This is a genomic window from Pantoea sp. SGAir0183 (genome assembly GCF_043545505.1).
Genome location: NZ_CP028053.1, coordinates 2,159,425 through 2,173,102, shown reverse-complemented (window position 1 = coordinate 2,173,102; position 13,678 = coordinate 2,159,425). Strand labels below are relative to the sequence as shown.

The 13,678-nt window shown below is 53.9% G+C and carries 12 protein-coding genes; 5 read left to right on the top strand and 7 right to left on the bottom strand.

The window, feature by feature from the left end:
• Window positions 1-5 precede the first annotated feature (5 nt).
• Entirely contained in the window at window positions 6-422 is a 417-nt protein-coding gene (locus tag C1N59_RS10100; RefSeq protein ID WP_054633743.1) for a GFA family protein, read from the top strand.
• A 5-nt stretch (window positions 423-427) separates the two neighbouring features.
• Here C1N59_RS10100 and C1N59_RS10095 read toward each other — a convergent pair whose 3' ends face one another.
• Both C1N59_RS10095 and hipB read right to left on the bottom strand, forming a co-directional pair.
• The gene (locus tag C1N59_RS10095; RefSeq protein WP_058708127.1) at window positions 428-1,531 is read right to left on the bottom strand and encodes a HipA domain-containing protein; all 1,104 of its coding nucleotides are present in this window, start codon (window positions 1,529-1,531) and stop codon (window positions 428-430) included.
• On the bottom strand, window positions 1,531-1,770 hold the full coding sequence (hipB, locus tag C1N59_RS10090) for a type II toxin-antitoxin system antitoxin HipB (RefSeq protein ID WP_033741710.1): 240 nt from the start codon (window positions 1,768-1,770) through the stop codon (window positions 1,531-1,533). Before hipB ends, C1N59_RS10095 begins: the two co-directional genes overlap by 1 nt.
• A gap of 113 nt (window positions 1,771-1,883) precedes the next feature.
• Between hipB and C1N59_RS10085 the strand changes: the two genes are divergently transcribed.
• Window positions 1,884-2,336 (top strand): GNAT family N-acetyltransferase, encoded by a 453-nt coding sequence (locus C1N59_RS10085; RefSeq protein ID WP_039340309.1) that lies wholly within the window; start codon window positions 1,884-1,886, stop codon window positions 2,334-2,336.
• Window positions 2,337-2,374: 38 nt separating this feature from the next.
• On the opposite strand, the gene C1N59_RS10080 is transcribed toward C1N59_RS10085, so the two are convergent.
• Window positions 2,375-4,753: a glycoside hydrolase family 3 N-terminal domain-containing protein gene (locus tag C1N59_RS10080; protein ID WP_394550748.1), complete on the bottom strand. Its 2,379-nt coding sequence runs from the start codon at window positions 4,751-4,753 to the stop codon at window positions 2,375-2,377.
• Between the two features lie 21 nt (window positions 4,754-4,774).
• Window positions 4,775-6,154, bottom strand: coding sequence for an MFS transporter (locus tag C1N59_RS10075; RefSeq protein WP_394550746.1), 1,380 nt, complete (start codon window positions 6,152-6,154; stop codon window positions 4,775-4,777).
• 521 nt (window positions 6,155-6,675) lie between these two features.
• Here C1N59_RS10075 and C1N59_RS10070 point away from each other — a divergent pair.
• Window positions 6,676-7,308: an acyl-homoserine-lactone synthase gene (locus C1N59_RS10070; RefSeq protein ID WP_006119202.1), complete on the top strand. Its 633-nt coding sequence runs from the start codon at window positions 6,676-6,678 to the stop codon at window positions 7,306-7,308.
• Here C1N59_RS10070 and C1N59_RS10065 read toward each other — a convergent pair.
• On the bottom strand, window positions 7,280-8,029 hold the full coding sequence (locus tag C1N59_RS10065) for a helix-turn-helix transcriptional regulator (RefSeq protein ID WP_039340302.1): 750 nt from the start codon (window positions 8,027-8,029) through the stop codon (window positions 7,280-7,282). The genes C1N59_RS10070 and C1N59_RS10065 overlap by 29 nt on opposite strands.
• 610 nt (window positions 8,030-8,639) lie before the next feature.
• On the opposite strand from C1N59_RS10065, the gene C1N59_RS10060 reads away from it, so the two are divergent.
• The gene (locus C1N59_RS10060) at window positions 8,640-9,533 is read left to right on the top strand and encodes an SDR family oxidoreductase (protein ID WP_394550744.1); all 894 of its coding nucleotides are present in this window, start codon (window positions 8,640-8,642) and stop codon (window positions 9,531-9,533) included.
• Window positions 9,534-9,583: 50 nt separating this feature from the next.
• Here the strand turns inward: C1N59_RS10060 and ampC are convergent, their stop codons facing one another.
• Together ampC and C1N59_RS10050 are read right to left on the bottom strand one after the other, a co-directional pair.
• On the bottom strand, window positions 9,584-10,726 hold the full coding sequence (ampC, locus tag C1N59_RS10055) for a class C beta-lactamase (protein ID WP_394550742.1): 1,143 nt from the start codon (window positions 10,724-10,726) through the stop codon (window positions 9,584-9,586).
• Between the two features lie 336 nt (window positions 10,727-11,062).
• A complete protein-coding gene (locus tag C1N59_RS10050) occupies window positions 11,063-12,244 on the bottom strand; it encodes a glycosyltransferase family 4 protein (protein WP_394550740.1) in 1,182 nt (393 codons plus the stop codon).
• A 269-nt stretch (window positions 12,245-12,513) separates the two neighbouring features.
• Here C1N59_RS10050 and hpxO point away from each other — a divergent pair, with 269 nt between their 5' ends.
• Window positions 12,514-13,671, top strand: a complete 1,158-nt coding sequence (hpxO, locus tag C1N59_RS10045) for an FAD-dependent urate hydroxylase HpxO (RefSeq protein WP_039340296.1) — start codon at window positions 12,514-12,516, stop codon at window positions 13,669-13,671.
• Window positions 13,672-13,678: the final 7 nt, after the last annotated feature.

Sequence of the window (13,678 nt, the reverse complement as noted above, 5' to 3'; positions counted from 1 at the left end):
AAGCGATGTCAGAAATCACTTCAGGACAGTGCCACTGTGGTGCGGTTGCGTTTACTGTTGAACTGCTGGATGGGCTGAATACGGCCCGACGCTGTAACTGTTCATTTTGCCGGATGCGCGGTGCCGTGGTGGTGTTTGCCCCTGCTTCGGGGCTGACGATCCACAAAGGGAAAGCGGCGCTGAGTGAATACCGCTTTAATTCCGGACAGGCGGTGCATTATTTCTGCTCGGTTTGTGGTATTTACACCTTCCACCAGAGCCGCTCTAATCCCGAACAGTTCGGGGTTAACGCGGCGTGCCTGACAGGCGTTTCCCCTTTTGATTTCGCCTCCGTTCCCGTGACGGATGGCATGAATCATCCCAAAGATGGGGGCAAAGGCGGCGTGGCGGGACATCTGATTTACCAGCCGGAAACGTCATGATCCCTTCAGGTCAGCGAACGGACCTGTTCGAGCATCAGCAATGAATGGCTGAAAATCGCATCGGCCACCACCAGAGAAACCTCTTCTGGCAGGCTGTCACGTACCCGGATCATCGCAGCCGGTAAAGCAGACACAAAGCCATTCAGGATAGCGTGCATCTGCTCCTCACTGAACCGCACGCTGCGGGCACTGGCCAGAAAGTGTGAGGGCGCGATCTGCGTGATGCGATGCAGCTTGCCCGCCGGGCCAGTGACACCAAGGGGTAACTGGATGTCATCGCGGTCCATTTTGCGCTGAGAGCGCGCGGGCCAGGCGGAGACCAGACAACGAAACGGTGCCAGCCGAAAACTCCCCTCGCGCTCGATGAACAATCTGATATGTCGGGCATCCAGACTGGTGATGCCTGTTAACCACTGAAATACCAGGCAACGCATTATCGCTTCGCGATCGGTAAGCGCGCTGCGCGATCCCATCAGTAATCCCATCAGTGCCTCAAGGCCCGGACCGCCCGATTGTTCATGACTGCATGCGGGCGGGAATCCCAGCGCCTGGCACAGGTTTTCGGTGGGAAGGCGGTAGCACTGCGTCCGGTCCGCATTCCAGCGACGGTCGTCACGCGTGATGCACAATTGCCAGCCCCCGCCTTCCTGGCGAAGCGGCCTGGCATCCGGTACAGGCAGGCCCAATTCACGCGCCAGCGCAAGACACAGAAAGGCGTTGTCGCTGTCGGCATGTGCGCTGGCCATATCGGACATTATGGATTCGTCATCCAGCTCAACGGGCTGCTGGTTTACCGGCAGCATGATGAGTGCACCCGGTAACCGGTATCCCACTTTTTGCAATACGGCGAAAACCCCACAGGATTTTGTCTGGAAAGCCTGGTTCTTTTCCTTTTCTGTCAATGGGATGGGGCTTAGCAGGTTTTCGAAGAAATAGCTCACCCTGACTGAGTGGTGGGCGGCACGTTGCAGCGGCAGTGACAGTGAGAGAGGCCGGGTGAGCGGATGCTGAAGCCAGCTGGCAGCGTACTGGAAGCTCAGCGTCCCGTCATGATGCTGCATTAACGTTCCGACCCGCTCACCGTTCATCCAGGCGATGAGTTTTGCCATTACCAGGCATCCTCCGCTGGCGTGGTCGGGGGCGTTTTGATCTGCAGCGCCAGAGCAATATCCAGCGCCTGCAAAATTTTAAACAGCGTTTCCAGTGAGGTAGACTCAGGATAATTTTCAAAATGAGACAGCGTTGCCTGTTTCAGGCCCACGCGTTTGGCCAGGTCGGTTTGGGTCCAGCCCTGCTGCTGACGCAGGCGTTTCAGCTGATTGGCTAACTGCCGGGGACTGTAAATCATCTTGCGCGCTCCATCATTCATCAGAATTTATCCCTTGGAGGGGATATTGATAGCGTAGATGCCCCTTTTGATAACGGCAATATTATCCCTTGCAGGGGATATAAGGACAAAAAATGAGCAGGCCCGTTAACACCACTTTTTCGCTGACCGTGACTCACACGCTGAGTGAGCAGGACAAGCAGGATCTCTTTACCGGGCTGCGTGCCTGGAATCATCAGTTTATTGACACGGCGTTATGGGGACCGCTGTCGGTCATGTGTCGTCACGATCAGGGGCCGTTACAAGGCGGGCTGGCTGGCAGCATTAAAGGCCGCTGGCTGTGTATTGATTACCTGTGGGTCAGTGAAGCCCAACGTGGTGCGGGCCTGGGCGGTGAGCTGATTCGTGCTGCGGAACAGGCGGCTGTGGCCAGAGGCTGCCACAGCGCACAAGTGGATACCTTTAGCTTTCAGGCCCTGCCCTTTTACCAGAAACAGGGCTATGTCCTGAAAATGTCGCTGCCGGATTTTCCCGAAGCCGGTATGCAGCGTCATTACCTGACGAAAACGTTGTGCGAGCACACCTAAACGCGCCTGCCCATCCGCTTAATGGGCAGGCGAAGGCCTCAGTCGGCAACGTTGACCGAGCAGGTGCTTAACATCCGCCAGTGTGTCGGCAGCACACGCGTTTCTCCCGTTACCGTTACGGTGCTGACGCCATGAATATCACGGCACGAGGAACCTGTCTGCAACTCGAACTCACCCGGTTCGACAATACGTTTACCATCGCCACGGGTAAAGTTGAGCATATCGACAGGAAGCGTAAAGCACAGTTCGGCTGACGCGCCTGGCGCCAGCGTGACGCGCTGAAACGCTTTCAGTTCCTGAAGCGGGCGTACAAGGCTGGCGATTCGGTCACGAACATAGAGTTGGACCACTTCACTGCCCTGCCGTTCCCCCCGATTGGTCACGGTGATCCGCAGGCGGATCTCGCCATCGATCGCGACCTGATCCTGTTCAGGCTGAGGCGCGCCCCAGTCGAACGTCGTCCAGCCCAGACCGAAGCCAAACGGATAGCGTGCGCCAAAATGAAACGCGATGGGCGTTCCACCGCTTTTCAGTTTGTGGTTGTAATAGAACGGCATCGCGCCGACGTTTTTCGGGATACTGACCACCAGTCGCCCCTGCGGTTCTGCCCGCCCCGTCAGCACATCGGCAATCGCCCAGCCGCCTTCCTGGCCCGGCGCCCAGGCGAGCATAAAGGCCGCGACGCGCTCCTCCAGTCCTTGCAGGTTGTAAGGTCGCCCACCCGTCATCACCACAATCAGGGGCTTACCTGTGGCGGCCAGCGCCTCCAGCAGCGGCTGCTGAACGCCGGGCAGAGTCAGGCTGTCGGTATCCGATCCTTCGCCTACGGTGCCGCTTTGAAACAGCCCCGCCAGATCCCCCACGCAGGCAATCACGACATCGCTTTGTCGGGCAACCTCAACCGCCTCGTCAATCAACCCGGTATCCTGAGACACCGGCGACTGCTGCATTCGTTTCGCCCCGCTGTCACCCGGGAAAACCGGCGCACCGGCGGTGCGGGTTTCAATGATATGGCACCCTTTGGCATAGCGGACCTGCTGCTCACCCAGATAGTGTTGCAGTGCGGCCAGCGGCGTGGTGACCTGTGATGTTTCTTCCAGCATATCGCTGATGATCAGGTGAACCGGAAAACTGTAGCCGCTCAGCAAAGCCAGCGGATCGTCAGCACAGGGCCCGACTACCGCCACGCGCGCGCCGGTTTTCAGCGGCAGAATCCCATTATTTTCCAGCAGCGTAATCGACTGTGTGGCGACCGTACGCGCTACCTGACGGGTTTCCTCGTGCTGAAGACAAATGTCCGCTTCACGGATGTACGGATCGTCGAATAACCCCAGGCGAAATTTTTCTGTCAGGATACGGCTGACAATACGGTCAATCGTTTCCATCGACAGCAGTTGACGGGATACCGCCTCGGCCAGATGACGCGCGCAGTCATCCTTAGGCAGTTCGACATCCAGACCGGCATTAAACGCCAGTGCCGCCGACTCCGCCGCATCCTGCGAAATGCCGTGATGCTGATGTAGCAAACTGACGCCGCCATAGTCCGCCACGATAAGGCCATCGAATCCCCACTGCTCCCGAAGCACGTCGGTCAGTAAAAAACGATCGCTGTGGCTGGGTTGATTATCGATGTCATGGTAAGCGGGCATGACCGAGCCGGCATTAGCCAGCTTTACGGCCATTTCGAACGGCAGCAGGAACGTGTCGTTCAGTTCGCAAAAACCGAGATGGACAGGCGCATGATTGCGCGCACCTTCGCTAAATGAATGGCCTGCATAGTGTTTCAGCGTAGCCAGCAGATCGCGCCGCTCGCCCTGTAAACCTTCGACATAGGCCGTTGCCATCACGCCCACCAGCCAGGGATCTTCTCCAAAGGTTTCTTCCGTTCTGCCCCAGCGGACATCCCGTGACACATCCAGTACCGGAGCCAGCCCCTGCTTACAGCCAACGGAACGCGCTTCGGCACCGATATGCTGTGCCGCCCGTTTCACCAGCCCGACATCCCAGGTAGAACCGTAGTTAAGCGACGACGGAAAGAGCGTAGCGCCTTTGCAGAGTAAACCCACGAGGCACTCCTCATGAAACAGGGCCGGGATGCCAAGGCGCGAGCCTTCAACCAGGTCGCGTTGTAAACGGTTCGCGGCACGCACGCCGGTGACGGCATCAACAATGTGCGTGCCCAAAGGACGGGTAATCTGACCGACGCCGTGCGTTAACCGCGCCTTCAGGATGGTGTGTTCGCTGACGCCCGTGAAGTCATCGCTCAAATCGCTTCGCGGCTGATGATTGCCCTGTTCATCCAGGATGAGCCAGTAGGCGTGCATCTGGGCGAACTTCTCTTCGGCCGTCATGCGCGACAACAGATCGTCTACGCGTACGTCAATGGGCTGATGAGGATCCTTATACATCTCGGTCATGTTTCTCTCCTTTCGCTGAGATCAAATTGTGTTTTCAGCATCGTGTCGGGCTTCTGCGGCGCGTTTTGCCGCCAGCGCTTCGGCAATCGCATTGACTCGCGGGCTGTTAAGTTGGTAGAAAAAAAGCAGAAGCAGCATGGCGATAAACAGCACGCCGGGGATGATGTTATGCATCAGGTTGATGGTGGTAATGACCTGGGGTGACTGTGCAGCGACGCCGGGTTGGTAGTGCACCAGACCGAGGACCCAGCCCACGACGGCACCGCCCATGGCCAGGCCAAATTTGATGGCAAATAAAGCGGTTGAGAAAACGAGCCCGTCGAGCCGCCTGCCGCTGCGATGTTCTTCATAATCCACGACGTCAGAAAACATATTCCATTGAACAGGCGTGGTCAGATTCTGAACAAAGCCAAAAACAATATTTAACCCAATGATTAACCAGACCTGGGACGGTGGAATTAAATAAATGACCGTCAGAAAGAAAACAAAACTGACAAGACAGACCTGATAAGCACGAATGCGGTCGAATTTTCCTAATATACGTTCTGATAAAAATGCACCGCATAATGCGGCTATCATGCCCGTAACAATAAAAGTAAAGACCAGGTCAGGTCGCCGTAAGACATAATTCATGTAATACAGGGTCGATGAGCCGCGCGTCACGACGGCGGTCAGGAGCAGGATGTTAAAAATAATAATGATGCGCCACTGATTGCTTTTAGCGAGCAGCTTGAGATCCGACCACATTGACCCCGCTGTATCGTTGTGGGGTAAATAACGCTCACGTGTCATAAAGAAGCAGCAGTAGATTAACACCACGCCCAGAAATCCCATCAGGCCCATGGCGTAAAGGTAACCCTTTGCCTTGTCTCCCTGCCCCAGCCATTCGACCAGCGGCAGGCCGATCACTGTGACCACCAGTCCGCCGATAAACGCACAGGCAAACCGCCAGGATTGCAGCGAATGGCGCTCGCGTGGATCCAGGGTTAAGGCTCCGGGCATCGCGCAGTAAGGCACATTGACAGCAGAATAAATAAAACTGAGAATTGCATAGGTGACGCAGGCATAGACAATTTTGGCGGTCGGGCCTGCATCCGGCACGTAAAAGGTGATCAGGCAACTGACGCCGAACGGAATCGCGAACCACATGAGCCACGGGCGAAAACGGCCATGACGGGTTCGGGTACGATCGACCAGTGCCCCAATACAGGGATCGACAAACGCATCGGCCAGGCGCACCACTAAAAACATGGTGCCCATAATCGCGGCCGGTAAGCCGAACACATCCGTGTAAAAATAGGCCAGAAATAAGGTGGCGGTTTGCCATACCATCGAACTGGCGGCATCACCGATGCCGTAACCCAGTTTTTCTTTCGTTTTAAGCTCAGAGGATATAGTCATTATAATTCGCCTTATAATTCGGTAATTACCTGTTTTAATCAGCTATCCCTGGCCCACGCGCAGGCAGGCCCGGCTCAAGTATTAGTAAACTGCGCCAGGTCAACAATTACCGAAATTAACAGCCAAATTATGATTTTTAGTTTTTTCTGTGGTTTGTGATACAGGACATATTGATTACTCTCTAATATAAAATTTTGCGCGAACCGGGGATGAAAAATAGCGATGCGCATCTGGCATTAATCTGTTAAATGCCCCTTTAGCACAAACCGACTGGGAAAATATGCATTTTTGAAATAGTATTGTTTAGTTACTATTTGTATTGTGTTCTGCCGCGTTATGACAAATAATATCCCTTCAGGGACAGTTTTACCGCTTGAGACGCTTTATCCTGCCCATTGACAGACAGAAAACGACGCCATTCGCTCGAATAATGGTTAATTAACTGAACGTCATAGTGAAAAGCTTGTAAAATCAGTGCAGGATAACCGCGAGGGCCGCAGTAACTTTTAAGAGGAAATGGAATGCTTGAACTGTTTGACGTCAGTTACGAAGAACTGCAAACCACCCGTTCAGAAGAACTTTATAAACTTCGCAAGAAAACATTTAGCGATCGTCTGGGATGGGAAGTCATTTGCAGTCAGGGAATGGAATCGGATGAATTTGATGGGCCCGGTACACGTTATATTCTGGGAATCTGCGAAGGACAATTAGTGTGCAGCGTACGTTTTACCAGCCTCGATCGTCCCAACATGATCACGCACACTTTTCAGCACTGCTTCAGTGATGTCACCCTGCCCGCCTATGGTACCGAATCCAGCCGTTTTTTTGTCGACAAAGCCCGCGCACGTGCGCTGTTAGGTGAGCACTACCCTATCAGCCAGGTCCTGTTTTTAGCGATGGTGAACTGGGCGCAAAATAATGCCTACGGCAATATCTATACGATTGTCAGCCGCGCGATGTTGAAAATTCTCACTCGCTCTGGCTGGCAAATCAAAGTCATTAAAGAGGCTTTCCTGACCGAAAAGGAACGTATCTATTTGCTGACGCTGCCAGCAGGTCAGGATGACAAGCAGCAACTCGGTGGTGATGTGGTGTCACGTACGGGCTGTCCGCCCGTCGCAGTCACTACCTGGCCGCTGACGCTGCCGGTCTGATAAGATCCAGTTCTACACCCAGTCTGATAGCCTGTCGGGCGTTACTGACGCCCAGTTTCACGACCACATTCTTGATGTGAAACTTCACGGTACTCACAGAAATGCCCGTAATAGCGGCTATCTCAGCATAGGTTTTGCCCATACTCGCCCAGTACAACACCTCATTTTCACGCGAGGAAAATATCGTTTTGTCCGCGCTCTGATTTAACGCCGGGGCTCGCTCGCCTTCGGTACCGGCCAGGCGGTACATCTGCTCGTTAAAATCAATCAGCAGCATCTGCATCGTGCCCTGTTCGGCAGCAAGGCGTTGCTCCAGCGCAGCCTGATCGTTGCCTTTAATGATCACGGACAACAGAGCAAGGTTGTTCATGTGGTCGTGCAGGACATAGGTAAAGCCGTTAACGATGTTGTATTGCTTGGATAAAGAGAAAATTTTGGTGAACCGCAGGTCGGACATCAGCGTAATATTCTCATCCCAGGCAAACGGTGAGGTGCGTTTAAAGGCCGTGAGAATAACCGGATCGGTCAGCTGAAAGTTGTTAGCGCGGTATAACCTAATCCATTCGTCAGGATAACTGGAAATAATCAGAACATTTGAAGGATTTTTTTTGCTCACAACAGTGTAAGCGTAATCCGGACTACCCAGCGGAGATAACTTTCTCTGTATGTAAGTCTGAAGCGTATCCGTTATTGTTTGATTTTCAAGGAAAAAAGAAAACATTCAGGCTCCATGCTGCTTCTTTTACTTAACGTGGACTTAACCTGCACTATAGTACAGGTAAGATGATACTTAAGAGTAACTTACAATGAATCATTCAGAGGTTACAATGGCTTCAGTTGTTTAGCGGTAAAAAAAAACCTGACCTGTACGGCCAGGTCGCTAAAACAGCCAACACCAGGGAAAATGTCCGGCCAGACGTCACAAAATATAAAGTGATGCTGGCCGGGACACTCATAGTAACATCTTTGAAACATTTGTACAAACATTCACGGTTACTCAATCTGCAGCAATTCTCCCCCTTAATGACTGTTAATACAATCTCTTATTTTCTCCCGTAATAACTGCCAGCTTCTCAGCCACTTAGGCGCTATTCCCCTTTCGTACACGCCCACTCTTTTTCCTGCCAGACTGGTCGGTGCGCCTTAATGCGGCCCCGCTGGCCCTATATTCCACTGTTTCCGCTGCGCTTATCGGTAAATTCAGGGGATTAAAAACGTCTTTTTGCCGTTTTTTAACTGCCTGAGCGCAAATAATAAGCATTTGAATGTGACAAAAATCACATCTGTGCCAGGCTTAAGTTCTCTGACACGACTGTTTAAGGAGCTTACGCATGACAACGTTAAATAAGGCTATTCTCGACCCCGATCGTTTCCCGAAGCCGCCGTTCAGACAGCAGCCGCAGCAGGCACCCGGCCTGGCGAGTGAAATGGACCCGCCACCCGACCACGGTGAAACCAGCTATCGTGGTCACGGTCGTCTGACTGGCCGTAAAGCCCTGATCACAGGGGGAGATTCCGGTATCGGTCGAGCTGTGGCCATCGCCTATGCACGTGAAGGTGCCGATGTGGCAATTAACTATTTGCCAGAAGAAGAGTCCGATGCGGCTGAAGTGATTAAACTGATTGAAGCCGAAGGCCGTAAAGCCGTCGCCATTCCAGGCGATCTGCGCTCAGAATCCTTTTGCCAGAAACTGGTGAATGAAGCCGCCGACAAACTGGGCGGACTGGATATCCTGGTCAATAATGCCGGACGCCAGCAGTTTAATGAATCCATTCGTACGCTGAGCACCGAAGATTTCGATGCCACCTTTAAAACGAATGTTTACGCGCCCTTCTGGTTAACAAAAGCGGCGCTGGCTCACCTGCCGCGCGGTGCAGCGATTATTAATACCTCGTCTGTGCAGGCGTTTAAACCCAGCGATATCCTGCTGGATTATGCGCAGACCAAAGCCTGTAATGTGGCCTTTACCAAAGCGCTGGCAAAACAGCTGGGGCCGGAAGGCATCCGCGTGAATGCCGTTGCGCCAGGTCCGTACTGGACACCGCTGCAGCCCAGTGGCGGCCAGCCGCAGGAAAAAGTGGAACAGTTTGGTGCTGATGCGCCGCTGGGTCGTCCCGGTCAACCGGTTGAAATCGCACCGCTCTATGTCACTCTGGCTTCCGATGAGTGCAGTTTTGCCTCCGGTCAGGTGTGGTGTTCAGACGGCGGTACAGGCACAGTGTAACGCATCGATCTCCGTCGATATGATGGCCGCCCTGTGCGGCCATTTTTAGTTCAGTCCGATGCCAGCATAGCCATGATGGCAACCGCCGCTTTGATACGCTCCGGATTGGGATAGTTTTTATTGGCCAGCAGGATTACCCCGCTGTTTTGTTGCGGGACGAACGCGATATAGGCACCAAAGCCCTTTGTGGAGCCGGTTTTATGCACCCAACTGGCGCGATCCATGGGTTGAGCCGGGTTCAGAATGGTCGCGGGCTGTGTGGACAGCGCGGCCTGACTGTCACAGGCGGCAACGATCGTCTGGCTGTCAATGGGCCAGGGGTAAATTTCCCACCCCAGCCCCTGATACCGTTCACCTGCGCGCAGGTAACGAGACTGCGCGGTCAGAATGCCATTTCGCAATGCCGTATTCCCGGACGACAATCCATTGGGATTCGCATTCGCCTGCATAAAAGCCATCATGTCGCGCGCGGTGGACTTCACGCCACTGGTCTCTGCTGACAGCATACCCGGCGAGACGCGTACCGGTTTACCGTCCTGATAACCCCAGGCGTAATCAAACATCATTGACGGGGGCACAGTATAAAAGGTGCGTGTCAGCCGCAACGGCGTGATAACGTCCTTTTGCATCGCCTCCTCAAATTCCCCCTTCACCATCAAATAGCCCAGCAGACCAATACTGACATGAGAATAGTGACGCTGTGTACCCGGCGCGGCGTCCGGTTGCCACTGCTGCGCGTAAGCCAGCAATTCATCCTGACTGGTTACCTCATCGGGCAGATGTAACGGCAGTCCGCCTGCGCTGTAGGTGGCAAGATGGACCATCCGTCGGCTTTGCCACTGCGGGCCGTTTAACGCGGGCCAGTAGCGGGAGACCGGATCGTTCAGACGCAGCGCACCGTTGCGAATCAGCACGCCCGCCAGCACGCCCGTGAATGTCGTACTGACGGATCCCAGTTCGAACAGCGTATTTTCTGTCACGCGCCGTTCGCTCGCGGTATCGGCCACACCAAAATTAATATACTGAGGACGACCTTTATACAGCACGCCGACCGACATGCCGGGAATGCCCTGCTGCGCCATCAGCGGATCAATCACGCTTTTTACCCGTTCGGCGATGGTCTGAGACGACAAGTCAGCCGCCTGGGCGCTGGCGGTAAACGCAATCAGTAATGCAGTGAGAAAAGATTTCATCAGTACTTATTCAGGTGACAGGTTATTGACACTGTGACGCACAGGATTGCACACAGAGCTGTGCCTGAGTACTGCAGTCACTTGAGTTTCGCGTATTACAATGAGATTGCTCAACATAACAGCGAGTCTGACAGCTGGAGAGATCACATTTCGCCGCGACGGGCGTGAGTTGCGGCAACGGTGTGCGAGGGGGAAACGTGTGAGCGGGCTGCGCCAGGGCGCTGCTGCCCATGAAGCAGGTCAGCAGCAGAGCATAAAAGTTTTTCATAACCGATCTCCAGAGATATGCGTCAGACAAGTATGATGACTCTGACGCATAACGTCTGGTAAATCTTGCTAAATTGAGAGCGCGGGCGGATGTTCCACGACCTGGACCACGCCACGGCGATAAATATCGTTCAGTCTGGCGCAATACTGACGCGGATCGTGCTGCTGCTTGATGCGCAGAATCGCGCCCTCGCCTTTTTCCGTTAACTGCTGTGGCTGCGCAAGAATGTCCAGCAGGGTTGTCTTAATGCCGTCTATTAATGCCTGACGTAGCCGGTGTTTCTCGGCTTCGCTGTTGACCTGATATTCGCGGTCATCGTTGAGTTCGCCATCAATCAGCCAACCGGCGGTGGGCGGATTAATTTCAGGCAACGCACGAACATTACTGGTCAATACCGGACAGCCGCTGGCCTGCATTTCCAGTACGGAAAACCCGTAGGTTTCCTGCCAGGTCGGCAGTAACCCCACATCGCTTTGCTGGAACAACTGCATCAGTTCACGATTATCCTTGCGGGAATGGTGTGTGAAGCAGGCATGGCGCGTGATGCGATCTTCAATGTCCCGATAAAACGCGTCGTTATCCTGGAAAGCGCGATGGGCAACATTATGACGTTTCGTCAGTTCACCAATCAACTGAACGTCGAATTGGCCAGCATCAATCTGTCCCATCTCAATCAGCTCACTGATGGCCAGCACGACTTCTGCGCCGCCTTTACGGTAAAACTCGTTGCCAACGAACACCAGGCGGAGTTTATCGCTTTGCCGTGGGCGCTTCTGTTGCGTAAACAGGGTTTGCGGTGGATGCATCACCAACGTTTTTGCGCGAATTTTCGCGGCGACATCGGGTTTAAACAGCTTCATCTGAATATGCAAGGTGGCATCGGAAATGGCGATCAGGCCAAAACAGTTATCCTTGAGCAAATACGGAATCAGTTGTTTGAGTTCAGGATTATCCTGCTTGGCGACGCCCGCTACCGGCAGAACACGCGGCAGCTCAGTCTCGAAGGTCGCGACCCAGTTCATGGGCGTAATGGCGACTTCATTAAACAGATGCAGGATATCGGGCTTCTCCCCCATTGCGAAGGGCACGGGGACAAACACAAAGCGTTTATTCTTCTTGAGTAAACGTGTACGCAGCGGATTGAGGAAATAAAACAGGTTGCGCTTTTTCAGGTTGATGTAGTGATTGTCCGGATTCACCAGGATATTGCGCTGCTCCGGATAGTGCGTATTGCTGATGCCAATTTTCATGAAAGATTCCGAAGTCGTTGTCGTAGGGCGTGATCTATATCACGCTCTGAATTGCATGTTTCATAGGCAACATCTTAAAAGCGCGTGGTTTATGGGGTTTACAGAATATTCCTGCACTGGCGCGGTGCGGCCTTTTGCACGGTTTGCGTGCAGGCTGGAAAGATTATTCCTCAATATCAGCGAGTTGTACCCTGTTCATGCGGGTTGCCACCTTTTCATCGCCTGGAACAAAAATTGCAAGATACGACGCAATGCAAAGGAGAGAACATATGAAAGCGATCGTTATCGGTGGCGGAATGGGCGGCATGACGGCGGCCCTCGCGCTGGAGCAACAGGGTTTTCAGACGGAAGTCTATGAGGCGGTAAAAACCATTCGGCCCGTCGGCGCTGCGATTTCGGTCTGGCCAAATGGCGTGAAATGCCTGAATTCGCTGGGCCTGAAAGACAAAGTCCGCGCGCTGGGCGGTAATATGGCCTTTATGGCCTATAAGGATGCATTGTCGGGTGAAACCCTGACACGGTTCAGTTTATCGCCGCTGGTGCAGCAGGTAGGTGAATTCCCCTATCCGATTGCCCGCGCCGAGTTGCAGGCCATGCTACTGGATGCCTACGGCCGCGACAGAGTGCATTTTGGTAAACGTATCGTGCAGGTGGAACAGCACGCCACGGGCGTTGTCGCCACCTTCGAAGACAACAGCCAGGCTGAAGGCGATTTTCTGGTCGCGGCAGACGGCACGCACTCTGTTGTGCGGGACTATGTGCTGGGGGAAAAGCTGCCCCGCCGTTACGCGGGCTATGTGAACTGGAACGGTCTGGTGAACATTGATGAGTCCATCGCACCTGCGGACCAGTGGACAACCTTTGTGGGGGATGGCAAGCGCGTATCGTTAATGCCGGTAAGCGGAAACCGCTTTTACTTTTTCTTTGATGTCCCGCTGCCTGCGGGGCTGGAACAGGACCGCACTACCGCGCGTGACGATTTGCGCCGCTATTTCAGCGGCTGGGCAGCCCCGGTACAAAAACTGATTGCGGCCATTGATGTGGACACCACCAACCGGGTTGAAATTCACGATATCGAGCCGTTTCAGCGCTTCGTGAAAGGCCGGGTGGTGCTGCTTGGCGATGCCGCGCACAGCACCACGCCGGATATTGGTCAGGGCGGCTGTGCCGCGATGGAAGATGCTATTGTACTGGCTTCGGCCCTGGCTGCGCATTCACTTGGCATCGAAGATGCGCTGCTGCGTTATCAGGCGCGCCGCGTTGACCGTGTCAAAGACTTGGTTTTAAAAGCGCGCAAGCGTTGTGATATCACGCATGCAAAAGATCCGGTGATGACGTCGGAGTGGTATCAGTCATTAAGAAATGAAACCGGCGAGCGCGTACTGGCGGGCTTGTGCGAGACCATTGAAGGCGGTCCGCTGGGGTAAAAAAACA

What these genes read in the sequence shown, in the direction of transcription:
- C1N59_RS10060 (WP_394550744.1), top strand. Translation starts at nt 8,640, where the DNA reads ATGACAACGTTAAATAAGGCTATTCTCGACCCCGATCGTTTCCCGAAG.
- ampC (WP_394550742.1), bottom strand. Translation starts at nt 10,726, where the DNA reads ATGAAATCTTTTCTCACTGCATTACTGATTGCGTTTACCGCCAGCGCC.
- C1N59_RS10050 (WP_394550740.1), bottom strand. Translation starts at nt 12,244, where the DNA reads ATGAAAATTGGCATCAGCAATACGCACTATCCGGAGCAGCGCAATATC.
- C1N59_RS10085 (WP_039340309.1), top strand. Translation starts at nt 1,884, where the DNA reads ATGAGCAGGCCCGTTAACACCACTTTTTCGCTGACCGTGACTCACACG.
- C1N59_RS10075 (WP_394550746.1), bottom strand. Translation starts at nt 6,154, where the DNA reads ATGACTATATCCTCTGAGCTTAAAACGAAAGAAAAACTGGGTTACGGC.
- C1N59_RS10080 (WP_394550748.1), bottom strand. Translation starts at nt 4,753, where the DNA reads ATGACCGAGATGTATAAGGATCCTCATCAGCCCATTGACGTACGCGTA.
- C1N59_RS10070 (WP_006119202.1), top strand. Translation starts at nt 6,676, where the DNA reads ATGCTTGAACTGTTTGACGTCAGTTACGAAGAACTGCAAACCACCCGT.
- C1N59_RS10095 (WP_058708127.1), bottom strand. Translation starts at nt 1,531, where the DNA reads ATGGCAAAACTCATCGCCTGGATGAACGGTGAGCGGGTCGGAACGTTA.
- C1N59_RS10065 (WP_039340302.1), bottom strand. Translation starts at nt 8,029, where the DNA reads ATGTTTTCTTTTTTCCTTGAAAATCAAACAATAACGGATACGCTTCAG.
- hipB (WP_033741710.1), bottom strand. Translation starts at nt 1,770, where the DNA reads ATGATTTACAGTCCCCGGCAGTTAGCCAATCAGCTGAAACGCCTGCGT.
- C1N59_RS10100 (WP_054633743.1), top strand. Translation starts at nt 6, where the DNA reads ATGTCAGAAATCACTTCAGGACAGTGCCACTGTGGTGCGGTTGCGTTT.
- hpxO (WP_039340296.1), top strand. Translation starts at nt 12,514, where the DNA reads ATGAAAGCGATCGTTATCGGTGGCGGAATGGGCGGCATGACGGCGGCC.